The sequence below is a fragment of the Bacilli bacterium genome (assembly GCA_035326105.1).
Taxonomy (GTDB): Bacteria; Bacillota_I; Bacilli_A; order RFN20; family CAG-826; genus UBA7706.
Genome location: DAOKYO010000001.1, coordinates 579717 through 605915, shown reverse-complemented (window position 1 = coordinate 605915; position 26199 = coordinate 579717). Strand labels below are relative to the sequence as shown.

Annotated in this window: 22 protein-coding genes and 2 riboswitches; of the genes, 15 read left to right on the top strand and 7 right to left on the bottom strand. The window is 38.8% G+C overall.

Features of this window, described 5'->3' with window-relative positions; all coding sequences use genetic code 11:
* Positions 1–21 precede the first annotated feature (21 nt).
* Genes PKC96_02725 through PKC96_02715 form a run of 3 tightly spaced genes read right to left on the bottom strand, consistent with a single transcriptional unit; the run spans position 22 to position 1707 of the window.
* Entirely contained in the window at positions 22–522 is a 501-nt protein-coding gene (locus PKC96_02725) for a GNAT family protein (protein HMM00243.1), read from the bottom strand.
* Between the two features lie 3 nt (positions 523–525).
* A complete protein-coding gene (locus tag PKC96_02720; GenBank protein HMM00242.1) occupies positions 526–1191 on the bottom strand; it encodes a CatA-like O-acetyltransferase in 666 nt (221 codons plus the stop codon).
* A gap of 12 nt (positions 1192–1203) precedes the next feature.
* Positions 1204–1707 carry a GNAT family N-acetyltransferase gene (locus PKC96_02715; GenBank protein HMM00241.1) on the bottom strand — a complete coding sequence of 168 codons (504 nt, stop codon included), beginning with the start codon at positions 1705–1707 and terminating at the stop codon, positions 1204–1206.
* Positions 1708–1815: 108 nt separating this feature from the next.
* Between PKC96_02715 and PKC96_02710 the strand changes: the two genes are divergently transcribed.
* Both PKC96_02710 and PKC96_02705 read left to right on the top strand, forming a co-directional pair.
* Entirely contained in the window at positions 1816–3189 is a 1374-nt protein-coding gene (locus PKC96_02710) for an MFS transporter (protein HMM00240.1), read from the top strand.
* 2 nt (positions 3190–3191) lie between these two features.
* The gene (locus tag PKC96_02705; protein HMM00239.1) at positions 3192–4223 is read left to right on the top strand and encodes a DUF2804 domain-containing protein; all 1032 of its coding nucleotides are present in this window, start codon (positions 3192–3194) and stop codon (positions 4221–4223) included.
* Positions 4224–4270: 47 nt separating this feature from the next.
* Here the strand turns inward: PKC96_02705 and PKC96_02700 are convergent, their stop codons facing one another.
* On the bottom strand, positions 4271–5476 hold the full coding sequence (locus tag PKC96_02700; protein HMM00238.1) for a GGDEF domain-containing protein: 1206 nt from the start codon (positions 5474–5476) through the stop codon (positions 4271–4273).
* Positions 5477–5821: 345 nt separating this feature from the next.
* On the opposite strand from PKC96_02700, the gene PKC96_02695 reads away from it, so the two are divergent.
* The 12 genes from PKC96_02695 to mtnN all read left to right on the top strand — a co-directional run bounded on the left by PKC96_02695 (position 5822) and on the right by mtnN (position 22360).
* Positions 5822–8848 carry an EAL domain-containing protein gene (locus PKC96_02695; GenBank protein ID HMM00237.1) on the top strand — a complete coding sequence of 1009 codons (3027 nt, stop codon included), beginning with the start codon at positions 5822–5824 and terminating at the stop codon, positions 8846–8848.
* 28 nt (positions 8849–8876) lie between these two features.
* A riboswitch (cyclic di-GMP riboswitch) is annotated at positions 8877–8951 on the top strand.
* A 26-nt stretch (positions 8952–8977) separates the two neighbouring features.
* On the top strand, positions 8978–9814 hold the full coding sequence (locus PKC96_02690) for a hypothetical protein (protein ID HMM00236.1): 837 nt from the start codon (positions 8978–8980) through the stop codon (positions 9812–9814).
* 1 nt (position 9815) lies between these two features.
* Positions 9816–12176 (top strand): hypothetical protein, encoded by a 2361-nt coding sequence (locus PKC96_02685; protein ID HMM00235.1) that lies wholly within the window; start codon positions 9816–9818, stop codon positions 12174–12176.
* A 1-nt stretch (position 12177) separates the two neighbouring features.
* Positions 12178–12993, top strand: a complete 816-nt coding sequence (locus PKC96_02680; GenBank protein ID HMM00234.1) for a hypothetical protein — start codon at positions 12178–12180, stop codon at positions 12991–12993.
* A 253-nt stretch (positions 12994–13246) separates the two neighbouring features.
* On the top strand, positions 13247–14140 hold the full coding sequence (locus PKC96_02675) for a hypothetical protein (protein HMM00233.1): 894 nt from the start codon (positions 13247–13249) through the stop codon (positions 14138–14140).
* Between the two features lie 112 nt (positions 14141–14252).
* Positions 14253–14645, top strand: coding sequence for a hypothetical protein (locus PKC96_02670; protein HMM00232.1), 393 nt, complete (start codon positions 14253–14255; stop codon positions 14643–14645).
* 76 nt (positions 14646–14721) lie between these two features.
* Positions 14722–14805, top strand: a riboswitch (cyclic di-GMP riboswitch).
* Between the two features lie 205 nt (positions 14806–15010).
* Entirely contained in the window at positions 15011–16162 is a 1152-nt protein-coding gene (locus PKC96_02665) for a hypothetical protein (protein HMM00231.1), read from the top strand.
* A gap of 73 nt (positions 16163–16235) precedes the next feature.
* Entirely contained in the window at positions 16236–17777 is a 1542-nt protein-coding gene (locus PKC96_02660) for a hypothetical protein (protein ID HMM00230.1), read from the top strand.
* Positions 17778–17787: 10 nt separating this feature from the next.
* Positions 17788–19263, top strand: a complete 1476-nt coding sequence (locus PKC96_02655; protein HMM00229.1) for a hypothetical protein — start codon at positions 17788–17790, stop codon at positions 19261–19263.
* Positions 19264–19267: 4 nt separating this feature from the next.
* Positions 19268–20074 carry a S26 family signal peptidase gene (locus tag PKC96_02650; GenBank protein ID HMM00228.1) on the top strand — a complete coding sequence of 269 codons (807 nt, stop codon included), beginning with the start codon at positions 19268–19270 and terminating at the stop codon, positions 20072–20074.
* Positions 20052–21635, top strand: a complete 1584-nt coding sequence (locus PKC96_02645) for an EAL domain-containing protein (protein ID HMM00227.1) — start codon at positions 20052–20054, stop codon at positions 21633–21635. The genes PKC96_02650 and PKC96_02645 overlap by 23 nt, the downstream gene beginning before the upstream one ends.
* Positions 21632–22360: a 5'-methylthioadenosine/S-adenosylhomocysteine nucleosidase gene (gene mtnN, locus PKC96_02640; GenBank protein ID HMM00226.1), complete on the top strand. Its 729-nt coding sequence runs from the start codon at positions 21632–21634 to the stop codon at positions 22358–22360. The genes PKC96_02645 and mtnN overlap by 4 nt, the downstream gene beginning before the upstream one ends.
* A 52-nt stretch (positions 22361–22412) precedes the next feature.
* Here mtnN and PKC96_02635 read toward each other — a convergent pair whose 3' ends face one another.
* The 3 genes from PKC96_02635 to PKC96_02625 all read right to left on the bottom strand — a co-directional run bounded on the left by PKC96_02635 (position 22413) and on the right by PKC96_02625 (position 25268).
* Positions 22413–23327 (bottom strand): YitT family protein, encoded by a 915-nt coding sequence (locus tag PKC96_02635; GenBank protein HMM00225.1) that lies wholly within the window; start codon positions 23325–23327, stop codon positions 22413–22415.
* A 43-nt stretch (positions 23328–23370) separates the two neighbouring features.
* Entirely contained in the window at positions 23371–24660 is a 1290-nt protein-coding gene (aspS, locus tag PKC96_02630; protein HMM00224.1) for an aspartate--tRNA(Asn) ligase, read from the bottom strand.
* Between the two features lie 218 nt (positions 24661–24878).
* A complete protein-coding gene (locus PKC96_02625) occupies positions 24879–25268 on the bottom strand; it encodes a hypothetical protein (protein HMM00223.1) in 390 nt (129 codons plus the stop codon).
* A gap of 162 nt (positions 25269–25430) precedes the next feature.
* On the opposite strand from PKC96_02625, the gene PKC96_02620 reads away from it, so the two are divergent.
* Complete coding sequence (locus tag PKC96_02620; GenBank protein HMM00222.1) at positions 25431–26168, top strand: NAD-dependent protein deacylase; 738 nt, start codon at positions 25431–25433, stop codon at positions 26166–26168.
* Positions 26169–26199: the final 31 nt, after the last annotated feature.

The following is a 26199-nucleotide window of genomic DNA, read 5'->3' as shown; positions in this document are numbered from 1 at the left end:
CCTTTTTGAAGTATTTACTCATTATTTAATTTTTAGGCAATAAGCGAGCCTTTGATTATCTTTTTCATAGGAAAGAAAAATCACGCCAACAAAGATAAAACCCGATTTAATTAGCAGATTTCTCATTGGAATGTTCATCTCATGGGTATCAATCCGTATGCTCTTAATTTTCTTAAAGGTTTTAACGTAATCAAAAAATTGTGTAGCTAAGCCCTGATGATGCGCTGCGTTAGCAATAGCTATTCGATGTATGACCGCATAGGGAGAAGAGTTTTTAGGCCAAGCGCCTCCATATACCTTCTCGTATGTCGGTTCGCTAAAATAAAGACTCATCACTGCCGATATGCCTTCTTTTTGTTCGTTCACAAATAGCGCCTTATTATCTAAATCACGCCAAAAAGAATTTTCATCCGGTCCATGCTCTTGCCATTGGGGAGAATTATAACTGGCAATAAAATCTCTGGCTTCTTGATATATTTTTAAAACGAAAGATAAATCTTCTGCCCGGGCGCTTCTAATCATAATTCAATCGGCAAAAACGCGTTCTGGATGATTCAGAGCATCCTGAATGGCAATAAAACCTTGACTGAGCGGATATCCATCAATTAATGCGTGATGCACAATAATGTTGAAATTGCATGTTACCTTATCTTCGCTGATAGCAAACTTATCCCAAGCAATGCGCGGAATGAAAGCAAATTCGTTGTTCGTCATCGGCTGAGTTAAGGCTTTAAAACTAATCCATGGCAAGCAAGTGAAATAATATTGATCTACCCGATCATCTATCTGTGGATTATTCAATCCCATTCCTGATTTGAGATCGTTTACCGCTTTTTGAGCTCGTGTTAAATAATTATTAAATCCCGAGCCTAAATCCACAATATCGACATTATCAAAAAGGCCTTGATCGGTCATGATTGTAAACGCGGGATCTATTCTCTCGAATAGAAGGATTTCCCCGTCTTGATAGCGATAACGAAATTCTTTTATTTGGTTGAGCGCACAAGTAACGAGATAGATAAGGGATAGATAAGTCGGAATTTTTCTTTTCTTAACGAAACGGTAGAATTTCGTCAAATCCATTTCGACGGTCATACCATAAGTCGGATCATCATAGTCTAGGAACCACCGAAAATGCTTTCGCCCGGCAAAACTATCAAGTTCAATCGTTGTGCTTGGATTATGATTCACGTTTCTTACCTCTCATATTGTCCGTTTAAGAATGATTGAAGTCATGAGATGATTTTCTCCTCTCGCCAGTGGACGACGGCTTACTTCAGCAAAGCCAACTTGAGTGAGAAACGTCAATAATTCATGCTGACTCTCAAACACTTCAATATATTGACTTTGATTATATTGTTGCTTTTGAAATTGCGTAATAGCCGCCAATAATTTTTTTTCTATATTCTGACCATCAAAGTTTTTTTCGACCGAAAGAGCAATTATCTTTCCTAAATCGGGTCCTTTAGTCACAGCAACTATTACCCCTACTATTGTATTAAAATAAGTGGCCACAAAAAATTTGCGGCCTCTGGAAGCATCAATCAAATCGCCGCTAATACGCGCTAACGTCACCGTAGTGGGCCAAAACAATTCGATTCCATAGATTCCAAAATCATTTTGCACTTGGCTTTTGCTGGCATTTTTGATTAATTCAAAAACACGAATGCTATCGCCTATACTTGCTGGACGAACTTCGATTTCCATATTTCTCCCCTATATATAAAATATATCACGGTTCTTTTCCGAGTAGAACACAAAAAAAGGATAACATAAGCAATCATTTTTATTATAATAATAACTGAGGAATAAAATATGGATAATAAAAAAACACGCTCTCTTTCGCATGCTCGTGAGTTGTTGCTCATTTGGGTGATTGGCATCGCCGGTCAACTTTGCTGGAATTTGGAAAATTTTTGGTTCAATACTTTTGTTTATAAGAACATTGGCCCTTACTCCTCAATTGTCGGTTGGATGGTAGCAATAAGCGCTATTGTTACGACATTCTCCACCTTCTTTTTTGGTACTATAAGTGACCGAAGCGGCAAACGGAAACGTTTCATATGGCTCGGTTATGTTATTTGGGGATTCTTCACCATCGTTTTTGGATTCACTGGCTTTTTAAGCAAATTGGATGCGCAGTTGTGGCTAGTAGGAACCATGGTCGTACTTGCCGACTCAGTGATGTCTTTTTTCGGTTCAATGGGTAATGATTCCGGTTTTAATGCCTGGATTGCCGATATAATCGATAACAAGAATAAAGGTTCGATTGGCGCGGCCTTAGCAATTCAGCCAGTAATAGGTACAATTATCGGTACCATTTTAGGCGGACTATTAATTCAGTGGTTTGGATATATGGCCTTTTTTGCCATTATGGGAGTAATGGTTTCTTTAATCGGTCTATTTGCTTTCTTCTTTTTGGCTGATTCACCCAACCTCAAACCCAACAAAAAAGGATCGTTTTGGTCCCAATTTCTTGAGTCGTTCGATTTTCGCACCTTCAGCCGTCAGAAAGAACTTATGCTGGTAAACATTTTAGCCGCAATTTTCTTCATCGGTTTTAATGTTTATTTTGTTCACATTGGTAACCTATTTATCTATAACTATGGCTTTAGTGAAGGCGACGCTGGAATTATCCAAGGACTAGGACTGGTGATTGCAATTATCTTCACTATTCCTGCCGGTAAAGCCATAGACAACAATAAGTCGCCTTTAATTGCCCTTATCGCGCTTATCGTAAATATTATCGGTTTGCTGGAACTGACATTTTTTGCTCCCAGTGCCGATAGTTCCAATTTAACCAGCATTGCCAATATTCCTCTTTTGATCGGCGTTATTATTGTTGGCACTGGCTATGTTCTTTTCATGCAAACGGCAATGGTTTGGAATAAGTCACTTTATCCGGAAGGAACAAAAGGTCGATTTGAAGGAATAAGGGTTATATTTTTTGTGCTGATTCCTATGGTCTTTGGTTCCCTTATTGCCAATCCGTTAATTCAAGTCTGGGGAAAAGATGCCATCATTGAAGTGGCCGGCGTTATGCGAGCGGGAAAAGCTCCGAGTGAAGTCCTCTTTATCGCCGCGGCAATAATTACCCTTTTCGCCTTTATTCCTTTATATTTCGTCAATCGTGAATTTAACAAGCGCATAGCAAACGAAAACAAATTGCAAGTTTCCTTGGAGGAATGAAGATGATTAATGAAAAAGAGATTCTCGTACCAAACACCCCAATTTTTGATAAACGGGGGAAAAGTATTAATCCCGGTTTTGCGCGTCATTTGTTTTTTGCTTATGACAATAAGAAGGTGCGGCGGTTTTATCGCCTGAAAGAGTGGGACTTTTATCAAATTAATAATGACCGTTATGTTGTTCAACTGACAATAGGGCACGTCTTTTATGCTCAAAATGCCGCTTTAACTTTGATTGATCTTAAAGAAAAGACCACTGAAACTATCAGTCTTTTGCGCCTGTTTAAAGGGCCAAGTTTAAATTTGCCGGCTAACGAAGAACTTGATCATGTTAGTTCAATTAGTTATCGCGGAACAAACATTCGTTTTGAAAAAAAGGGAAGCGCGCGGTACCTTGAAGCTGACGGAATTAAAGATCGCATTCCTTGGAAGTTTTCATTCGTGCTGGAAGAATTTCCTCAGCACGAAGCATTGGCCATAAATACTCCCTACGCAACATCCCATTATCAATTCTATTTAAACTATAAAATAAATAGTCTATTGACTCATGGTCTCGTTACCATCGGAGATCGAAAAATTACTTTTGATAAGAAGGATAGTTTTGGTCTTCTAGATTGGGGACGAGGAGTTTGGCCCTACGAAGAAGTTTGGTATTGGGGTAACCTTTCGGCCTACCTCCCCGATGGACGGCTGCTTGGATTAAATCTCGGATATGGTTTTGGAGATTTATCTAATTCAAGCGAGAATATGCTGTTTATAAACGGAAAAAGTTATAAATTAGGACCCGTTAAAATTATTAATGATATCGTAGGAAAATATAATGATCCTTTTATCATTAAGGATACCGAAGGCAAAATCGACTTAGTAATGGATCCGGTTTATGATCGTTTTACAAATACCAATTTAAAAATAATTTTTATGACGTGTCACCAAGTTCATGGTTACTTCAGTGGTACAATCATTCTTCCGAATAATGAAAAAATTGTTTTGGACCATCTTTTGGGGTTCTTTGAACGTTCACATAACAAGTGGTAAAAAAAACGGTGCATTTACGCACCGGCTTTTTCAAAACAAACACTGACCTATATTTTTGTGGTATCTTCACTATCGATAAAATCGCTATCGCCGTTATTTTTGCCACCTTCATAAAATGAAGGAGACATTGAATGGAGATATTTATCCTCATACATCAATTTATCAACCACATTTTTAAATTGCTTTGCCGTCATTCCCGAATTTTTCCGATAGACGGAGTAGCCAATACTAAATTCAATTTTATATGGCCGCGATGAAGCCTGATTATAGCGAATTGTTTGGCGTTGAATCTGCCAAACAAGGGAACGAATATCCCGTTCGCTATCGATGTTACTTATAATAAAAAATTCATCTCCTCCAAATCGGGCTAAATAATCATGAGGGCTGACGACTCTTTTTAATATATTCGCGGCTTCTTCAAGGGCCGTATCGCCGGCATTATGACCATACTTATCATTAATTATTTTGAAGTTGTTCAAATCAAGCATAAAGGCGGCAAACTTTTCATTCTTCTTCATATTCTTTATTTTACGGGCCAAATAAGTATCGAGACTTCGCCGGTTATAGACCCCGGTAAGAAAGTCTGTCGTGGCATTGGAATATTGAATATTCATTGCCCCGATGATAAAGCCAAATACCATTCCCAAGATTGAATAAGTGACTCCCGGTGCAAAATATTGAATAATTAATCCAATTAACGGGAAGATATTAAATCCGAGTGATGTAAAAAAGCGATCATGATCGATATTCTTATAATTAGCTAAAACAAGAATTACCGAAGCAAGGATACAAGCGAGAATGAGAAATACCGAGAAGGGATATAACGAGGCGCGATGGTAAATGTTTCCGCTGTCGATAGTAAAGTACAAATCGGTCCCCGGAATAAGTGAACCAATGGTTAAAATCGCGTTGGCAATCGCCAACACAAAGAGTACAACGACAAGAAAAGTATTTTTTTCGGTCGATACAAGCGTGTAATAGACGTAGTATATCCATAGGCAAGCCGCTACTTGGGCGAGCATAAATAAACCCGTATTCCCGACTTTATTCAATATTGGATACCATGGTGAAGAAACACCATCTAGGCTTCCCAACATATCAAAGACAAGAAGGCCAATCGTCACAAAAAGCAACAAGAAAAAAAGTTTATTCTCTTTTTGATCTTGATCAATCTGTTTACGCACAAGAATGAACAAAACCACGAGAATAACCATTGAATAAATATCGATAATCAACTTCCCCATCAGTGTCATAATATTTATCTCTTTTCGATATACGTCATAACAAAAGCTGTTAAAAACCTATAAAACTTTTAGATATTATAATATCTTCGCATAAAATATAACATAGTTTTTTATTATATTTAATAAAAGCCAATTAAAAACCACTTTTTCTTCGATTTTTTGCCTGTTTTAAGACAGTTTCTCCCACTTTTTAGTATTGACAAACTTTTTAAAACCAATACATGTATTGAAAAATTGGCATTTTCGGCATTTTTTTGATTTATTTTCCAAGTAAAAATCGAAAAATTTGCCATACGCTACCACTTTTTGCCAAATATACAATATAATAATGTTTGCTGAAGTTGAGGGTTTATTGTGAAATCAATTAAAAATACGCTTGAAGATCAGATAGTAACTTTTGTGTCCGTCATTTTTGTTACCCTTATACTCGCCACAGCTAGTATAATTTGGAACTATTTTTCTTCTGGCCTATTCATTATATACTTTTCCATATTGATTGTTTCCTTTGTTATTATTTTTGTCTTATCTTATGAGATTATCATTACCGCCAAAAAAGCCGGGAATGAAATCCGCAATGCCATCAATCAATTGGAAAGAGAAACTAATAACTTTGGTTCCAATCAGTTGGATAGCGAGAAGGGTGAGATATCAATTGAAGAACTATCATTGTTAGAGAATACCTTCCATAATCTTTTAGCTCGTTTTGCCTCCATCGGGCGTATTTCAGAAGATGATTTGATTCCTGCGGAGATTAAAGAGCGAATCAAAAGTCATCTTCCTCTAACCAAAGGGGAATTTAATCAAACAATATATTACTTATTGCGCTCCAACCAATCCTATCGATCCGCTTATATGCTCGTGCAAATAAAGAACTTTAACTCAACTTTTCGCAATGATCTCATTGATCACATTCAATCTTTTTTTAAAACCGCTATTATCGGCGAATACAGCGATGATACTTTATCGATTTTTCTACCCGAGATTGATTCTATATCTTTATTGAAATCGCGCATCCGCCTTTTTTATTCGAGTTTTGCCTCCGCTACTGTTGATAAAAACCGTGAGAATATAGCGATTGCCGACATTCGTGTTTCCGCTGTTATCTATCCATATTCGGGAAGACGCGATCTAGAACGCGATGCGGATTTTGCTCTTCGAAAAACCAAAAATTATATTGTTTATATCCCTCAAAGACGAAATAAAGGACTTGCCCGCTATGAAAACATCGAAAATATCAGTCGCCTTTTTCTTCTCAATTCAGAACCGATTTTTAAAGAGATGCGAGAAACAAAGGATTTCAAGTCCTTCTATGACTTTTTAAAAAACAACTTATTGAAGTTCGCTCGCCAATTTGGCTATATGAATGCCGGATTTCTTCTTTTAAATCCCTCCCACGAATTCTACGATGTCTATTTTGAAGACACGCGAATGAATTCTCCGGCGACTTTCCGGCGCCTTGATAATATTCCCACAAATTATCTGACTCCAATCTTTGAAGAAGCCGGAGATGATCATTGCTTATATGGCGATTCCTCTGATCCCCTTCCCCCCAAACTTTCTTCTATCCTTGATAATCTCAATATATCTTCGTTTTTCTTTCAAACTATCGTTGATGACGATAAAACAAATCTTGGTCTTCTTTACCTTTGTTCATCCGAAAAGAGTTTAAGGCCTCTATCGGTCAGTGAGCAAACAATATTAATTTTTATCAGCGCCCTATTTGAGCAACTTGTTCGACAGATGCGTGAAGTTCATCAGGATAAAAGACGGGATTCGCTCTTAGAACATATCTTAAAAATAAACGAAGAATATGTTTATATAGTTGATAAAAGAACGCGCTTAATTCACTATGTGTCACAGAATCTTGCCAGTTACTTCCCGCATCAGCCGCTGATTGGTCAGAAGTGTTACAAGGTTTTTAGAAATCGGGATGAAATATGCCAAGACTGTCCGTTATCTAACAAAGAACCGGTGATCATAATTAACGAGATATCGCCTTCCCCGCTACAAGCCCGCGTTTTAAACTATACCGGAAATCCGAATGAAGAAACTATTGTGTTAAAAGTTCCAAGTCGCGAAAGTTTATTGAGCAACGCCCTTTTTGTCGATAAAGATTTATCTATTAAAAATCGAGCCCGCTTAATTGCCGATATCCGTGAGGCTCTCTACACCAACCACCGCGGTTTTATTTTAGGCATTCGCCTTGCTCTTGATGATAGTGAAATTAATCCTCTAACCAAAGATGATAAATTATCTTTCCTAAACGCTATCAGCCAGTCGATTATCGAGGCCGGATATGAAAATGTCCTTTTTCGCATTGATGATGATGCTTTAGCTATTAATTTTGTCGAAGCACCTCGACCGGCGACTTTTAATCGGCTTGAGGATATTTATAAACATATAGCCATTAAAGCCCATCACCTTTCCGAAAAGATATCGTTTAATTTGGCGTTACTTGAATACCCAACCGATTGTAATGACGCCATTATTTTGGATAAGACCATTGACGACGGCCTAAATAAATCAGCTAAGGTGGGGAAAAATATTCTTTATATTATTCGCAATCGCGTTTCAAGACCGGCTGATCGCAATGCTTATATCCTTAACTTCTATGAAACGGCAACTAGTCGCAATTACTGGGAATCATATGTCCAACCGCTTATCAACCTTGACAATGAGTTTGTAACGGGTGGCGAAATGCTGTTGCGCTTGTATGATCCTAATCGGGCTGGCTTTATTCCACCGAATGATTTTGTCGATTTATATAGCGATAATCGTCTAATGTGCGATCAAGAAAAAGCCATTATTCGCCGTGTTGGAGAAATGTGGCGGTCGCTCGGCTATACGTTATTTAGAAGCCGAGGTATTGATAGAATTTCGGTTAATATTTCTTTTGACACCATTATCAATAAAGATTTTCATGGTTTCTTAAGTGGCGTTATAAATCAATACAAATTTCCGGCTAATTTTTTGCAACTTGAAATTGATGAGGATATCGCTATGCTCCATCAGGATGAAGTACGCGCCTTTATTAAGCGCAATTCCGATTTAAAGATATCATTTATTTTGGATAACTATACCGGTAGAAACCTTTCACCAAACAGCATTAATTCACTTGGATTCCATTATTTGAAACTTGAGCAGGCCGCAATTCGTTCTATTGAAAATGACTCTGATTCCTATGTTAATTTTACGCATATGGTCAACCGATTGAAAACTTTGAACCTAGAACTTATCGTTAAAGGGGTTGAGACTGAACGGCAGGTAAACATTATTAAATCGCTCGGTATTCATTATTGCGAAGGTTACTTTTACGCCAAGCCAATGCCGATTGACGATTATGAAAAATATATTGTTTCAACCGATCAGCAAACTATTTGACAACTTTTTTATATGTATATATAATCATGCTAGACAAAAGCAAAACTAGAGGAATCTAGCGACGCAAAGCTATAGGGCCTAATAAAGGTAGCCAGTTGCCAACATTTGAAGGAACGGCTACCTTTTCTTATGAAACTGAGAAACAAGATTCTGACCAGTACTTTGTTCATTCTCGGTGTGAGTGCTATCATGCTCACAGGGTTTTCTTACGCCTGGATAAATTCAAATAATAATATCGCAGAAATAAATCTTCATAGCGGTGACGCTGATGCCAAAATAAATGGCTTTTTATTTAAGCGTCAAACCAATCAAGATGATAATACTTCAATTTTTCTTAATAATGAGCCGGATATTACGGCCACTCAAACGAACTCAGGAAATGGTGAACTATCATTTACGTTTAATGATGATTCCGGAACGGTGTTTTCAACTTTAAATGCTCTAAGTCTATATCACGATGAGAATAGTATCAGCGCTCAAGCGATGCCGGGGTACTATGTAGAAATACAGCTTTTTACTACTGTTGAGACTTCGTATATGTCCGCTTCCTTGTCTTACGCCAGTCTAGCAACAGCCGTCGACTTTTCCCTCTTTACTTATCGCTACACCTCAGTGACTAATAATATCAACTCGCCACTGGCCTATGCGGCACCGTCTATTATTAACACTTTAGCTAGTAGGTCTTTGAACCCACTTTTTCAAACCGAAGTCAGTCAAAGTGAAACTGTCACTTTAACCGATGAAGCTAACGGAAATGCCTATTTTACTAATACGATTTCTACCGCCGATCAAGCATTTTATAAAACGCACTTTTGCCGGAGTATTATCGTTGAGGTGATGCCGGATCCGATCGCCTTAATCAGTTATTTTAAGAATAATCCAAGCGTGAGCTATGATGATTTTTCGATTGGCTTCTCTTTTAATTTATCGGTTGGTTTTTCCTTAAACCCAATTGGAGGAAATTAAAATGAAAAAGCGCACCCGTCGGCAGGTAACGGGTCTTGCCTTTTCGCTTATAGTCGGACTTTCCGCCTCAGTAGTTGGTATGACATACGCGGCATATGTATATAACCGTCGTTATTCAACCCCGATTGAATATAACATTGGCCACCTCTCATCCTATTTTGCGGGCGGCAGCGGTGTTTCGGCGGCACCATATATTATTGAAACGCCCGAGCAAGTTAGAAACTTACAAAAATTAAATATTTACGGTGTTTTTAATAAAGACACCTATTTTAAACTTAGTGATAACATTCCTGAAAATGGTATGGACTGGGATGGTGAATCTCTTGCACCGATTGGTTCCGAAGATTATCCCTTTTATAGCAATTTTAATGGCAATGGTAAAATCATCAACAATCTTGTAGTCGATGGCTCTCAAACCAGTGATATCGGCATGTTTGGCTATGTCACCATGGGAGCAAGTGTCGCCAATTTAGTTTTAGCTTCTCCCACCATTAATGTAACAAATGAAAACAACCCTACCGCCGCCTCTACAACCAACCCGTTGGCTTCGGTTTTTAGCGGAACCGATGGGGCCGCTAGTCTTGAAATAAGTTTGACTACACGTACCAGCAGTTCTAATCTCGCTCATTTTACAGTCAACAAGACTAGTTTAAATGCCAATGGAGTAAATTACTCGATAATATATGAAAGTTCCAATGAAGATCTTCTCTATCAAACCGCAAATAACATTTGGTATACCAAAGTCCCCAACAATGCTGTAAGTGGTAAATTATATCCCGTTCAACTGTCAGCAAAAGTTTTTGCCCTTTACGATAATAAAGTTATTTCTTACACTCTCGAACGTTGGGAAATAAATGTCGAATACAACGGTGATGTTAGCGTCGGCAATATTGCCAATGGCGAATATCCTGGCTTTTTTAAAACTTTGCATGCCACTAGTCTATTTGGACCTCATGGGACTTATGTAGGCTTTTTGATCGGTCATCTTGACGGAACTGCAAATAGTCTTGGCGTTTACGGTGGTAATGAGTTAAATACGGCCGTTAATACAAATAATGCCAAAATTATGGTTCACGGTCGCCAAGTGATGTCTTACAGCAGCTTAATTGGTCGCACTTTAAATGATAATGTTTACGATGATGCCAATGCCAACTTTGATCGTAAATACTTTGATTTTGATAAGATTATCCGTGCCAATATTGCCGGTGGAGTCAGTGGAGGGACATATGCCATCTCTAATCCTAGCAGTTATTTGTCGACTGACTATTCATCCGTTATTAATAACGTTGCCGTTCAAGCTTCCACCTATTATGGATTGAATTCTGAAGAGGCATCTTATCTTCGTTTTTATCCAGGATTATCAAACGGCAGTGTGGCTTATTCTTCCGGAGAAGGCAGTGTATCTAGTTATGCTTTAAGTATAGCTAATGCTCCCTTATCAGCGAGCGTTCGTAGCGATAAAGGCAGCAGTTACAATAAAAATACCAATTTTTTCCTCCGAAATGGCATATGGCTTTGGCTAAATGCCGGGTCGGAGCAACGGACGATTGATTTGTTTAGCGACGAGGCATTTACCGTCATTATTAAAATAACTTATGTGGCTACCGGTTCAACGAACAATTATTTTCAAATTCTCTTTAATAAGTATAATCCCAGTCTGAGCTACCGGAAGGTTCGTAACGATCACTGGAACAATCTGAGCAGCGCTACCGATAGCAGCGGTAATTACGTATACGATGCCACTGCCCATCCTTTAATTATGAATGATGGCCAAGGTAATTCCTCTGCCGGCCAGTTGGTCTCCCAACAATTGAGTTTCACTGTCAACAAGTCTGACTCTTTTTGGGATGGCTTATTTTCGGATAATTATGGCGGATTGTTTACTACCGACTTTTGGAATTATTTCTTTGGAACATATTACTTAATGTTTGGAATCGGTGTCGGCTCGACGATGGAAACCAGCAATAGCGACTACACAACCAACAGTACAGGGAAAATTTTATATTCGAATGAGAGTTTTTATTATGAGCCTTTCTCTTTAAATATTATCGGACTTGATATCTATTTTACGTCTATTAATGGCGATTTAAATCGTCAAGTGACAAATGTTGATTTTTTATATGACATGCCGACTTATGAAAACGGAGCATATACTGCTTGGAATAGCGACAGCAATGTTAAGATAAAATTCACCGTAGGCTCATCAATGAATAACTCTTCTCTGAATGCGGCCTATAACTACTACCGGACTAATACCGGTGGTTACTCCGGAACGGCTGTTCACGTAAAATATACCGGCAACACGGGTTATAGTTTTGAACCTACAAATACTGATGGTTACAACGAGGCGGTGATTGATTAATATGAAAAAATTAAATGCGACTTCACGGTTAAAAACTCAGCTTACCGTTACTTTGGTTGCCTTGGCATTTTCATTGACATCGTTATTTTATATTTCCTATGCCTGGTTTCAGTTTATTCGAAGCAAACAAGTTGAAGTAATGGATGTAAGTGTCCCCCAAGGAATTGAATATTCCTTAAAGTACTTTGTCGGCAACGGAGAAAATGGTTACCCCAGCCCTGATATGTTTACCAACGACACCGATGCGAGCGTGACTGACTACGAGAATGACTTTTTACCGGTTGCTGAAGATTATGGTGAAAACTACAGTTTTCTAAAGGAGCCAGGCTATCGTCAAACATTTGCCATCGAATTATCCAGTGATTTGAATTTCCCCCAGAATATAAATCTTGCTCTTTCAGAATTTACATCCGTCGCCTCTTTAAGTCGCTTTAATAATAATTCCCAAGAAGGCATTAGATTAGCAGAAGCTATTAACATATATATTGCCGATATCAATGGTTCCGATACAAATAGCGCTATAACTTCGGAGGCTAATACTTTTGTGCAATCACAAAATCCCCCCGGCGGTGATCTATTTGATGGCAGTGATCAGACTCATATTCTGGCAACATCGACTCTTGGCGGAAGTTCGTCGCAAAAGAAGATCTTCCTCTTGACCATCGAATTCAGTGATACCAGTGATACCTACTATTCATTTGATCATACCGATAGTGGGATAGACTATTACAATAAATCCATCACCGGCAATTCAAATGTTTATCAGAATTTGGAATTTGTCATTAACAAACTAGAAATAACTACGATTAATGAATAATTAAAGACTCTCTTACAGAGAGTCTTTTTTTCACAATTTGTCCACCCAAAAACTTTTGTAAAAAAATATTCAAAATACTTGCATATATTTTTAACTGGACTATAATGATGTTGCTTTTAAAAACAATTATTGCCCCCTCAATGATTGCAATATAATTAGCGAAATTGCCCGTTAATTATCATCTAAGTCCCATTAACTTAGGTGCCAACCCCTTCAAAATTATGAAGGGAGAATCCAGAGGAGGATTTTTATCATGGATAAGAAGAATAAGATTTTATTGTCGTCTGTTGCTTTATTACTCGTCAGCGGAACTGCGGTCACTGCTGGTACCTATGCTTGGTTTACTACCGTTCGGTCTGCGACTATCAGCTATTCGTCTGCGACAGTTAGAACGGCTGAAGGTAACTTAAATGTTGCTTACAAGTCTTCACTAAATACCCTTGCTGCTAACACCGACACTGAAGGCGTTATTGCTCTTACCGGTGCCAACAAAGTTACCGATATTTCGGGAGATGGTGTTTCTTTCTATAAACCAGTCTGGAATGCTCATGACACCGACAGAACCCTAGCTGATAGCATTGAGAATGTCTCTTCAACTGCCGATGGCTATTTTATTGACTTTACCGTCACTATTTCTCGGACCAATGTTGATCCAGAAGCTAACGGTATGTACGTTTACCTTGGTCAAGGAACATCAATTTCCGCTGTTAATTCCGGCAATGCGGCCGACGTTGCTGCCGCTGCTGCTGCGCGTTTAGCCGTTGTTGGCTATGACGATAGAACTTCTGAAGGAACCGCTGCTACCAAATTCATTTGGGCACAAAGTCCAGCTGCTAATTCACAGTATCTTGCTTCGGCTGAGACTGGAACTACTGCCTATGGAGTCGATGCCTATCAATTAACCGGCGTCACCGCTGCCAATGATGGCGATTTACTCTATAGTGGAGCAATTACCAATGTCAACAATCCAACCAATTCTGTGTTACCGAAGATTGCTGATTTATCCTTTGATGGTGCGACTCCGTTGACCACCGAGGATATTACTTTCCGGGTTTGGCTTGAAGGAACCGCAGTTGGTAATTCAGCCTTAAATGGCGTGTTTAAAGTTAACCTTGACTTATACGCCCTTGAAGTTGCCGCCGCTTAATTAGAAAATATTGCTTAAAAACTGGAGTTTCATTGGATTTTCATTTGACACTCCAGTTTTTTTTATGTAGTATTAGTTGACGAAATGCGTTTTTATTTAGGAGCATTTAATAATGAGTACAGAAAATGATGCCTCAAAGAAAAGCGGTTGGTTAAGAATTGGCTTAACTATCGGTGAGATCGTCCTAATTGCTTTTCTGTTAACCGTCTCGATTATTGCGATGACGACAGTTGGTAGCGCTAGCGGAAGCACCAATCCCTTTATGGGTTTCATAAAGTGGTTGCAACTAAATCCCTTGTTCTTTTTCCTGTTAATTGTTTTCCCCCTGATATTGATTTTCCTATTTAACATCTACTTGCTAATTAAGAATTTGAATGACAAAAATGAGAAAGCAAAATTAACCATGAGTAAGGAAGAATTGCTGGAAGAAGCAAAGCGCCAAGCTCGGGAAGAAGTTTTAGCAGAGATAGCAAAACAACAAGCTCAAAATCAAGAAAAAAAGTAGTTGAATCCTAGTAAAAAGCAGTCATAAAAAGTGACTGCTTTTTTGTTGACAATTGTTTCAATTGATATATAATTGTTCTTGACAAAGGCAAAACTAGAGAAATCTAGCGACGCAAAACTAAAGGACCTGTAGCGGATAGCGATGGTAGCCAGTTGCCGTACGGAATAAAAAAGATTTGATCGATTCCGGGCAATGATTGGTTAACATCGATTTTTTTATTTCCATGGGGTCTCGTCAATCGTTAAGAATGATGAGAGGCAGCCAAACGAAATTTATCCGCGTAGTAATGGAACGCAGAAAGATGGAGTTGGCAAGAAAAGGTCTATCTTTTCTATCTTTTGTCGTAACTTGAAAGGATAATCGATATGGGAGCACCAAGCGAATTACTTAAGAACCGCAAGCGCGCCAAAAAAGCCCGCACCCTGCTGGCCATATCGGCAAGCCTGCTGGTTACATTTGTAGTTATTTCTTATGTGGGAGCGACTGTCGCTCGCTATTTAGCGAATTCAACGACCGTGGCTTTTTCGAACAAATCTACGGGTGATGCCAATTTGATGAAAGTTGGTTTTCGCGTCCAAGAGCCCATCGGGGAGAGTGAGCTAGAAACATATCACCTTACCAGCGATTCGAATAATTATGCTGGTGGAGGCTATGTTTATTGGAGCGATTTATCCGTGGGAGCTAAAACGATGCAATACATCGTTAGCCATGAAGGCTATTCGGATTCAAACACGGTAAAGCCTATTACTAGTAAAAGGTTTCAAACCGGCGATGAGATTACTTTATATGATCGTCCGTCCAGTAATAGCGCAACTTATACCCGAGTGGTTGATTTTTCGAGTGAGGCCAATAAGAGTGATTATATCGCTTTTGATATTCTCTTTAATGTCGGCATCATTCGTCAAGATGAAACGGTATCCGGCGTAGAAAATAACGCTATATATTTTGACAACGATACGGCTTTTGCCGGTAAGAACAACATCACTCAGGCTCTTCGCCTTGGTTTTGAAAGTGCCTATGCCTCGGATATTATTAGCCCGGGGAGAAATGAAAAGGGTTCGATAGCGGTCGGTGGTAGGATGGATTTAGACGAGGATGGCTATTTTGATTTTACAAGCGATCCGACTCTACTTGAAGATGGGGAAATTGATGAGACTCTTTATGAGATTGCTTATGGCGATTTTGTCGATGAGCTAGCCGATGATAGTTGGGGCCCGGCCGAAAATGAAGACATTCCCGCAGATACAAGCGAAGTTGCCTTCTATAATGGCGGCACTAAATCAGGTGTTCGACCTTTAACAAATGCGGTCCCGGCAATGGCAGGTTACGATAAGATCAGCACTTACCAACAGGGCACTGGCAATATGCCAATTGCCGTAACTGATGAAAATGGTATTGCGGAAGTAAAAATTAAAATTTGGCTGGAAGGCTGGGATCATGCCTGCACTAATCTTCTTGTTTCAGGAACTTTTGGTGCGCAGTTAAAATTCATTTCTTCGCCACTTACTTCTAATTAATTGTTGCCCCTTTATTTTTTTGAAGATAATCAAGGCTGGATGGCCTTGGTTTTGCCTTTATGAAAGGATATCTATGAGTAATTTCTTTAGTTATATTCGGGATTTATTTACAGCCCTTTTTCGTAATCTAGGGGATTTTTTCTATACCGGTATAATTAAACCATGGACCTTCATAGGCAGTGACTTTTCGGAATACGATGCCATTCTTCGTACTTATTTAGACGGATTTGGTGTTTGGGGATGGATGTTATTTGTTCTTTTTCTTTTAATCGTGGTTTCAATTATCGGTATTCTTGGCTATTTGCTTTATCTGCTTATCTATCGAATTGTCAAAATTGGGCGTAACGATATGACGAGATCCAAAATGCTCGCCCAAATTCAATCTCTAAATGACCAGTTATATGCCGCGGTGATGGAGAAAAACGAGATTTTAAAACTGAAGGTCGGGTCCTTGGGAATCAATCCCAACAGTTCATCACTTAACTCCGATGGAACTTCCCGGGATGAGGAAAATAAAGTTAATGATTCGATGTTCCCAAAATTGGCGATGATCGATAAGAAATACCAGGATTATCATCCGCGGGTGGATTCGCCAGATATGGATGCCAATATCTCATTAGAGGAGCTTTCTGCTCGCTTTCGTCTTTTTGCCGCCTCACAACTTGGACTTTATTATGAGACTTCGATGATTAGGATTGTATTCGCTGCTTTAGGCACGAGCCGGCTATTAATTCTTGAAGGCATATCTGGTACCGGTAAAACTTCCTTGCCTTATGCTCTAGGCAAATTTTTTCAAAATGATGTCCAAATATGCTCAGTTCAACCTTCGTGGAGAGATCGGAGTGAATTGATTGGTTACTACAATGAATTCACTAAGAAATTTAACGAAACTGATTTTTTAAAGGCAGTTTACGAAGCAACTTATCGCGAAGATAATTGCATAATTATTCTCGATGAAATGAACTTAGCCCGGGTGGAATATTACTTTGCGGAATTTCTATCCATTATGGAAATGCCGGATCCGAGTGAATGGAAAGTTGAAGTTACAAACACTCCCAGTGCCGATAATCCCCGTCATCTTGAAAATGGTAAGTTATTGATTCCGCAAAACTTGTGGTTTTTTGGAACGGCCAATAACGACGACTCGACTTTTACCATTACCGACAAGGTTTACGATCGGGCGATGTCATTGCAGTTAAATAATAAGGGCGTTGCTTTTGACGCTGAATTTACTGAGCCTGTAGCTATAACTTATAACTATTTAGCCCAACTCTATAATGAAGCACAGACAAACTATCCTGTTTCCGAAGTTAATTTAGGCCGTTTTGCTAAATTAGACACATTCGTTATTGCGAAGTTTCATATTGCATTTGGCAACCGGATTATGAAACAACTAAAACGCTTTGTCCCTAATTACGTCGCCTGTGGAGGCACCGAATTAGAGGCACTTGATTTTATATTTTCAAGTAAGGTTTTAAAGAAATTTTCCGCGCTTAATCTTGCTTTCTTACATGAAGAGTTAAAACAACTTGCGACCGAATTGGAAAAACTCTTTGGCAAGAACACTTTCAAATTATCCAATCAAGTTATTGATGATTTCATTAAGATGAGTTAGGTTGATTTAAATGACAAAAAAAGTAGATAAAAAAAAGGTCGCAACCAGCAAAAAAGAAAAAACCAAATCACCTTCAAAGAAGAAGAGAAAAAGATTAACTCCGGTTGAAAAGGTAAATCGGATGAAAGATAAGTATACACGTCAATTGACGCGTATTATTTTGCGTAATCATGATTTGCGTGAAGTATACAATTTAATCAGTACGAATAAAGACAACAATTTTAGTGGCCTTTCGCGCACTGAAACTAAAAAGTATAATGTTGATTTTGTGGAAAAAATTGAAGAGAAATTACCTGCGATTGAAAAAGTTGTTCAAAATCCGCGACGATTCATAAATGAAACGCATGAAATCGTCCCGATTGAAAATGCCAAGCGTATCACTCCGACCGCTGTCCGTCATCTTGGTCAACATAGCGAGTTTATCAAATCCGTCAATCCGGATGGGACCGTTATGCCGGAAAAAATTCTCAATTCATTTACGGAAGACGAGTTGGCCATTTATGAAAACCGCTTTATAATGACATTAATTAGACGGCTTCAAGTTTTTATCGAACTCCGTTACAAATACATTATGGCTCATGGCGACACCCAAAATAGCGATATCATCAAGATGTCAACTCAAGTGGTAATCGGCGGGGCCACCTATGAATATACCGGCCAACTAAAACAAGTTATTCCCAGCGATGATAATGGGGAACGCAGTGCCAACGAAGATGTCTTAACTCGACTAAAAGAGATTCGCCGACGGGTTATGTTTTTGGCCAGTTCACCCTTTATGATCATGATGAATAAGGCCGTTCCTGTTAAAGATCCTATTCAACAGACCAACATTATTCGTATGAACCACGACTATCATGATTCATTTTTGCTTTGGTCCTACATAAGCCGCTACGACGAACTTGGTGTTTCCTACTCAATAAAGCAAAAGAAAAACATATTTAGCGAAGAGTATTTGAAAAACCTTCATAGTTTGATGGTGGCTTCTTATCTTACCTTAAGTACTGACAATGCCCGACCAATTGAACGGGGCACACGGGCCTACACAATCAAACCTCGTTTTACGGATATTCCCGAAGGCGTCATCGCTGGCGATGAGCGTTTCTTGGATACGGATTTTGCCTTTGCTCTAGTCGCTAAACCGAAATCTGCAAAGCAAATTGCCCTTGAAAAGAAGCGTAAGGAAGCCAAAGAGCGGCTTATTGAGAAACGCCGCAAAGAAAAAGAGCAGGCGGAAATTAGAAAGCAAAAAGAAAAAGAAAGAATTTTTGCTAAAAAAGAAGCTGATCGGCAACGGAAATTAATGCAGAAAGAGGAAGCCCAAGAAAAGAAACGTCTACTTCTTGAAGCTAAAAAGAAAGCCGCTTTAGACAAGAGGTTGGCTCAGGAAGAGGCCGCCCGAATAGCAGCGATTAATAGGGAAGAACAGCGCAAGTTGGAAGAAGCAAAAAAGAAAGTAAAGATTAAAGCCGAAAAGGCTCGTGAATAGTTATATGAATCAATCAACCACCATAAAAAAGAAAAAAAGCAAAATCGGAACAATCGTTTCTTGGGTTTTAGGAAGCCTGATTGCCCTTCTGTTTGTCGTGGAAGCCTCTGGCTTTATCACCGCCCGAAGTAATTATGGGGTACCAAACTTTTTTGGCTATCAAACAATGACCGTTTTAACGGATTCAATGGAACCCGTAATGCCCGTGGGCGTCGGCATTATCGTGCAAAAAGTTGATGTCACAACTCTAAAAGCCTCCAGTGAAATCGAAAATCACGATGGGGATATTATTTCTTTTTATAACCCCAATGCTAAAGTTATAATTACGCATCGTATTATCGATATTATTATCGATGGTAACGATAATTATACTTTTTATACTCTTGGCGATAACTTGGAAGCCGAATCTTGCTATGTCAACTTTGGCCATGCTTGTGACTATAGCAACTATGATGTCGTTCCCGAAAGATATGTTTTAGGCAAAGTAATCGAAGTATCAAAGCCAATCGGTGTCGCTTACCAAACTTTATCCAATGTCTACCTTTTTCCCATCGTAGTTTTAATTCCTCTGCTTTGGGTATTTATTTCGGCAATGCGGGATATTATTAAGGGAACTAAAGAGGAAAATACCGCGACAGGTGTTAACGGAGATTCCCTAAAAAATGATAATATAAGTGATGATGATGACTTTGAAGATATGAAGCAAAGGGAAAAATTGCGGATACTGGTCGAGATGGAAAAAGAAAAATTGCGTCAGGAAATGAATATAGAAAACAGGGAAGAAAAAGATGAAGAAAAAAGAAAAGAATAGAAAACTTGGCAGCCGCAGTCTTCACCATATGCGGCCTCTGAACATCGTCATTATCGTATCTTTTTTCGTGCTCATCGGAGCGATAGTAAGTGAAACTTTATTGCTCATGAAGATAAAGTTTGCGATGCCTTCTTCTGTAAGTAATATTTTCTGGTGGACGGTAGTGATTGCCTTTGCCTTGCTTTTATCCGTACATGCCATCATTATCGCCTCTTATCAAAAACGCATTTACTCTAGTCAAATGCGCTTCAACTATGATACATTTGCCACGATACGTGACGTGTTTAATGAGCACAAATTCTTAAATGCCATCAACAGCCGTTACCGGCATAGTCACTTCAATTATGCCATTATCAGTTTTTCCGTTTACCAATTAAAAAGAGAGATTTTCTCGCACTACGGTTATGCTGTCGGATCCAAAATTACCGGCATTGTTTTTCAGGCAATTGAAAACTTATGGCTCAATGATCGGCGTCTAATTTATGGATATGATTATAATGAAAACTTCTTATTGGCTATTCCTTACCTTCAAGAGGGCGAAATACGCGAGTTGACTGACTGTGTTACCTCCGAGGTTGATACTCGGCTAGAACAAAACGGGCTGGCGGCAAAATCCAGTTTCTTTTTTGGAACCTGCTTCTCTACCGATAAAAAAACAACCGCGGCGGAGATGCTTCAACATTCGCTGATTGCTGGAGATTTTTCTCGAATCAATAATGAACGGCCCGGATTAAAAATTTACGAGGAAAATATGTTCAACACGATGGCGGCAAATGTCCATTTGGCCGACGAAATTATCCGCGGATTAAATGATCGGGAGTTTGAAGTGTTTTATCAACCAAAATATGATTTAAACCTCAAAAGATTTATTGGGGCTGAAGCCTTGCTTCGGTGGCACCACCCTACAAAAGGACTTTTGACTCCGGCCGCTTTTATTCCTTTCGCCGAGCAATCGGATTTAATTTTACAAATTGACCACTACGTTTTTGACACCGTCTGCCAGGACATTACCGCCTGGAAAAATAAACGAGAAAGACTATTGCCAATTTCAATTAACTTTTCCCGACGGACGTTATTTCAAACTGATCTAGTTGGATTTGTATCAAACAAGATTAATGAGTACAAGGTTAATCCCATGTTGATTGAGGTGGAGATTATCGAATCGCCAGCTTCACGGGATGTTCTATATTTACTCTCCTTGATTAAGCAATTTAAGGCTATGAAAATCAAGGTTGGCATTGATGACTTTGGAACCGGGTACTCGTCACTAAGTTACATTAAGCGCCTTCCTTTTGATACGATTAAAATCGATAAGGTGTTTTTGGATGACATTGAAATCGACGAAAAATCCCGGGAAATTGTTTCAACCATCGTTCGCTTGGCGCATATTCTTGAAGCCTATATCGTCGTTGAAGGTGTTCAGGAATATAAACAAGTCCAACTTATGAAGAAAATTGGTGTTGACTGTATTCAAGGTTACTACTATTCTCGTCCGCTCTCCCCCGAGCAATACTTAACGTTTTTAAAAACCAATCGTTTTGAAAAGAGGGCCAAAAAATGATTTTAATTTTGGGAAATAATGCGGATGATATCATCTATATTAAGACAAAAATGGACATTGAACGGGTTGATGAAATTGCTTTAAATCATTCTGTTTATGTTGGAGTCTACTCCGGCAAAGACATTGTTTTAACCTATACCCAGTCAACCAACACTGTCTCATCAATAATTACTGCGCTTTGCATTGAAAAATATCGTCCCTACATTGTCATAAGCATCGGCAGTGTCAGCGCCTATAACGAAATTCTTCATCAGGGAGATATTCTCCTTGTGGAAAGAATTTATAACGGCGATGTCGATTTAACCACTTTTGGTAATGTTAAATATGGGCAAATAGCTGGTCTTCCTGAGTTCTATACATCGGAAGATGATTATATTTCGATGGTTGAAACCATCAATAGTCGCAGTATTAATCACAACATTCATCGAGCGTCGCTAATTTCAACCAATAGGTTTTATACCAGTAAAGAAGCCGCTAATGAGTTAATTAATCTTCACTTCGCGGCCGTTGATCGTATTGGAGCTTTTGACACCGAGTTAGGCGGAATTGCCAGCGCTTGTGCCGTTTTTGATACACCTTGGCTTGCAATTAAATCCGTCAACTATGTTATCGGCCACGATGATGAACTTCTAACCTTTGTCCGCAAGGGGATTGAAACTGAGCCGATTGTCGGCTCCCTAATTAGTTCCCTATTCAATAATCTTATTTATTCGATTGAAAATTAATTTAATTGATGTTTGAAAATAAAAATATAGATGATTGCTCATCTATATTTTTTTATTCTCCGACTTTACTATACTCGCTCTTACCAAATTTTAAATCGACTCCCATCGCGTCGGTAACATCACTTATCGTGACAAACGATCGATCGTCAACATTTTTAACGATTGATTTTAACCGACCGATTTCAAAACGGTTAACGACAACATATAATATCGTCTTCCCTTTTTGGGAGTAATAGCCATAACCACTCCAAAAAGTCACTCCGCGCTTTAATTCAGAAGATATTGCTTCCGCTATTTTGTTGGGTTCCTCTGTAATAATAATCGCGGCTTTCCCCCGATCAAGACCCTCAACGACAAAGTCAACCGCACGCTGACCAATCATATAGGTCACGATTGAATAAAGGGGGATTTGCCAAGAAGAGTAAATAACGGCTACGAGTAAATACAGAATAACGTTATAAACCATGACAATCGCTCCTACCGTCGTCGATAGCCGCTTGTGAATAAGAATAGCGATAACTTCCACTCCGTCCAGGGCTCCGCCACTTCGAATTGTTAAACCCGAGCCGATACCTGAAAGTAAGCCGCCAAAAATAGCTGCTAAAAACACATCATTGTGAACAAAAGGCGAGCCTTGGTTCCAGTCAATCGGCAGCCAATTTTGAATAATTAGGGCCACAAAAGAATAAATACTGATTGCATAAAGAGAATATAGAATAAACTGCAGTCCCATTTTTTTTGTTCCCAAAATGAAAAGGGGAAAGTTTAGGACAATAAGGAATAAAGACAGTGTTAAATAGGAAGGGGTAACACTGTTTAACAAAAAGGCCGTTCCCGAAAATCCGCTATCAAAAAGCGTCAGCGGAATTAAAAACATGGTGACGCCTATCGCATTGATAATGCCGGCAATCGTCAGAAATAAAAAGTTTTTGGGCGATAAATCCCGCCATGAGAATTTTTTCATCATGTTCCTCCTATGTTGAATTTTAAACAAATCAAAATAAATTAATTCACGGATTAAGTCGATTGGGTCCCCGGAAAATAAACATCGCTTCCTTAATCGTAAGGCCTAATAAAAGCATCGTTAACCGGTCAAGACCAATTCCAAAACCGCCATGAGGCGGGCATCCATAGCGGAAAAATTCCATATAGAACTTTACATCTTCGCTTAATCCCTTTTCATCCGCTTGACGACGGAGAACATCGTAACGATGCTCACGCTGCGCGCCAGTAGTAATCTCACATCCACGCCAAATCAAATCATATCCTTGAGGTACACCTTTTTCATCTCGCATATGATAAAATGCACGATGAGCGGCATCATAGTCGGTAACAAAGAGAAATTCGCTATTAAACTTATCCATTGCTAAACGAGCGCAGAGGCGCTCAGCTTCGGTTGTTAAATCTCCCTTTTCCTCTTCGCTTACTACAAGACCATAACGATCGGTTAGCTCCTGGTAAACATCCTTTAATTTCATTACTGGAAAAGGTAAAGTTGGAACAATCACCTCTAATCCAGTCAACTCCTTTATTTGTTCACCAAATTTTTCCTTCACTGCCTTTAAAGCAAAAGTTAATAATTCGGCTTCTAATTGCATTACATCATGAAACGAATCAATATAACTTATTTCCAAATCGAAGCCGGTAAACTCGGTCGCATGTTTATTTGAGAAAGATTTTTCAGCCCGAAAAACAGGACCGGTCTCAAATATGCGCTCAAATCCACTGGCCATGGCCATCTGTTTATAAAACTGTGGGCTTTGAGCAAGGTAGGCCTTCCGATCAAAATATTTAAGTTCAAAGACATCGGCCCCACTCTCACTTGCCGTACCAATTAATTTTGGACTATGAATTTCTACAAAGTGATTATCGAGCAAAAATTCCCGCATTTTAGCACTGAGCAAGGTTTGAACTTCGAAGATCAAAGTATTTTTTTCACTTCGTAGGTCAATCCACCGATAATCAAGTTTTTGGTCGATAAATGAGTTATCTTCAATCGGTAGCGGTTCAGCTACGCTTTCGATGACTAGTTTAGTCGGAATAAACTCTTTCCCGCCTTGTTTAACGTGTGCGTTTTCTTTCAGTTCTCCCCAAATAGAAATAACCGAACCCGGAATCGCCTTTAAAACTTCGGCGCTCATTTCTGGTGCTAGTCCCTTATCAAAAGAGACTTGAACGTGGCCGCTTATATCTCGCAAAATAACGAAAACCATGTAACGCGTGTCCCGAAGTTTATCAACAAAACCCGATATTTTGCATGGCTCATTAAATTTCATCTCATCCAATCTAATTCTTTCCATAGTTCCTCCTTAAATAAAAAAACCTTGTGAAAAATCACAAGGGACGATTTCATCGTGGTGCCACCCTATTTTAGAATATAGATATCCATATTCCCTTATAACTTTTGGCGAAGTTTGCTCGCTGAATTTGCTCCGATTTGTGTCACGCTGATCCCTCAGCAAATCTTCATTGCATTTTCAGTGATATTATCATCTAAAAAAACTATTTTGTAAACCGATTACTCAATTGTTTCCCCCTTTTCATCCATGAAATGAAAGATTCCCTTTTGCCTACTTTTATTTAACAATGCCTTATGTGCTTTGAACTTATCAAAGAGAACCTCTTTAATGCGTTTAATGTGCGTAATACCCCGCCAATAGACAACATATATTTTGCTTTTGGCAACCAGTGATATGTCCTGAATAGCACTTTCGGCATCGTTTACGCGCCAATGTCCAGCGTAATGATTCTTATAATATACATCAATAAGAAATTCCCATGAATCACGGTGCTGCATTATGTTAACAATAACATCTCCTTTTTGCCATGAGATCACTTCACTTCGATTGCCAATCTTTTCCAAATGAGGTGAACATACTAAAAAAAGTCCTTTATACTGTTTTACCATTTCGTATACATATTCTAAATCTGCAATTTGATGCCCAATAACACGCGCATGTTTAATATTTTCTAGAACGCGCCAAAAATAATGAATGCACCCAAAACTTCTTTTGAACTGTAAAAATCAAATGGTTTTTACATTTACTTCATAAACCACTATTGTTATAGTATGGACTTAATAGCAAGTTTATCTGATCTAATTAATCGTGCTCATCATATTGTCTTTTTTGGTGGCGCAGGAGTTTCGACCGAAAGTGGAATTCCCGACTTTCGAAGTCAAAACGGGCTCTACAATTTGAAAAGCAAATATGGAGTTCCCTACGAAGTTATGCTGTCGCATAGCTATTTTGAGAGTAATCCGGCAACGTTTTTTGCGTTTTATCGGGATTTAATGATAAATGATAATGCTATTCCTAATTCTGCGCATTTATTCCTCGCCCACTTAGCGGAAAAGAAAGATGTTACGATTATTACGCAAAACATAGACGGTCTTCACCAAATAGCCGGTAGTCGTAAGGTAATTGAACTTCACGGTTCTATTCATCGAAATCACTGCGTTAAATGTGGTAAAAGTTTTCCTCTATCAACCATTGTCGCGAGCCAGGGCATTCCTTTTTGTAATCAATGCGGAGGGGTTATTAAGCCGGATGTTGTCCTATATGAAGAACCCTTAAGTGATGTAATAATTACCCGAGCTTTAATTGCTCTTCAGTCCGCTGACCTTTTAATTATTGCGGGAACTAGTCTTAATGTCTATCCCGCATCAAGCCTTATAAACTACTTTTTTGGTGACAATATTGTTGTTATAAATAAAGATGATATTTTTATTAATAGGCCTATTAAACTAAAAATAAAAGGGAAAATTGGCGATGTTTTTTCCCGGGTTGAAAGTTTAATAAAGCCATAGACTATGAGACCTTGTCTTTTTATTATAAGTA

What these genes read in the sequence shown, in the direction of transcription:
- PKC96_02680 (HMM00234.1), top strand. Translation starts at nt 12,178, where the DNA reads ATGAAAAAATTAAATGCGACTTCACGGTTAAAAACTCAGCTTACCGTT.
- aspS (HMM00224.1), bottom strand. Translation starts at nt 24,660, where the DNA reads ATGGAAAGAATTAGATTGGATGAGATGAAATTTAATGAGCCATGCAAA.
- PKC96_02625 (HMM00223.1), bottom strand. Translation starts at nt 25,268, where the DNA reads ATGGTAAAACAGTATAAAGGACTTTTTTTAGTATGTTCACCTCATTTG.
- mtnN (HMM00226.1), top strand. Translation starts at nt 21,632, where the DNA reads ATGATTTTAATTTTGGGAAATAATGCGGATGATATCATCTATATTAAG.
- PKC96_02655 (HMM00229.1), top strand. Translation starts at nt 17,788, where the DNA reads ATGACAAAAAAAGTAGATAAAAAAAAGGTCGCAACCAGCAAAAAAGAA.
- PKC96_02665 (HMM00231.1), top strand. Translation starts at nt 15,011, where the DNA reads ATGGGAGCACCAAGCGAATTACTTAAGAACCGCAAGCGCGCCAAAAAA.
- PKC96_02685 (HMM00235.1), top strand. Translation starts at nt 9,816, where the DNA reads ATGAAAAAGCGCACCCGTCGGCAGGTAACGGGTCTTGCCTTTTCGCTT.
- PKC96_02660 (HMM00230.1), top strand. Translation starts at nt 16,236, where the DNA reads ATGAGTAATTTCTTTAGTTATATTCGGGATTTATTTACAGCCCTTTTT.
- PKC96_02645 (HMM00227.1), top strand. Translation starts at nt 20,052, where the DNA reads ATGAAGAAAAAAGAAAAGAATAGAAAACTTGGCAGCCGCAGTCTTCAC.
- PKC96_02650 (HMM00228.1), top strand. Translation starts at nt 19,268, where the DNA reads ATGAATCAATCAACCACCATAAAAAAGAAAAAAAGCAAAATCGGAACA.
- PKC96_02710 (HMM00240.1), top strand. Translation starts at nt 1,816, where the DNA reads ATGGATAATAAAAAAACACGCTCTCTTTCGCATGCTCGTGAGTTGTTG.
- PKC96_02635 (HMM00225.1), bottom strand. Translation starts at nt 23,327, where the DNA reads ATGATGAAAAAATTCTCATGGCGGGATTTATCGCCCAAAAACTTTTTA.
- PKC96_02675 (HMM00233.1), top strand. Translation starts at nt 13,247, where the DNA reads ATGGATAAGAAGAATAAGATTTTATTGTCGTCTGTTGCTTTATTACTC.
- PKC96_02700 (HMM00238.1), bottom strand. Translation starts at nt 5,476, where the DNA reads ATGACACTGATGGGGAAGTTGATTATCGATATTTATTCAATGGTTATT.
- PKC96_02715 (HMM00241.1), bottom strand. Translation starts at nt 1,707, where the DNA reads ATGGAAATCGAAGTTCGTCCAGCAAGTATAGGCGATAGCATTCGTGTT.
- PKC96_02620 (HMM00222.1), top strand. Translation starts at nt 25,431, where the DNA reads ATGGACTTAATAGCAAGTTTATCTGATCTAATTAATCGTGCTCATCAT.
- PKC96_02705 (HMM00239.1), top strand. Translation starts at nt 3,192, where the DNA reads ATGATTAATGAAAAAGAGATTCTCGTACCAAACACCCCAATTTTTGAT.
- PKC96_02670 (HMM00232.1), top strand. Translation starts at nt 14,253, where the DNA reads ATGAGTACAGAAAATGATGCCTCAAAGAAAAGCGGTTGGTTAAGAATT.
- PKC96_02690 (HMM00236.1), top strand. Translation starts at nt 8,978, where the DNA reads ATGAAACTGAGAAACAAGATTCTGACCAGTACTTTGTTCATTCTCGGT.
- PKC96_02725 (HMM00243.1), bottom strand. Translation starts at nt 522, where the DNA reads ATGATTAGAAGCGCCCGGGCAGAAGATTTATCTTTCGTTTTAAAAATA.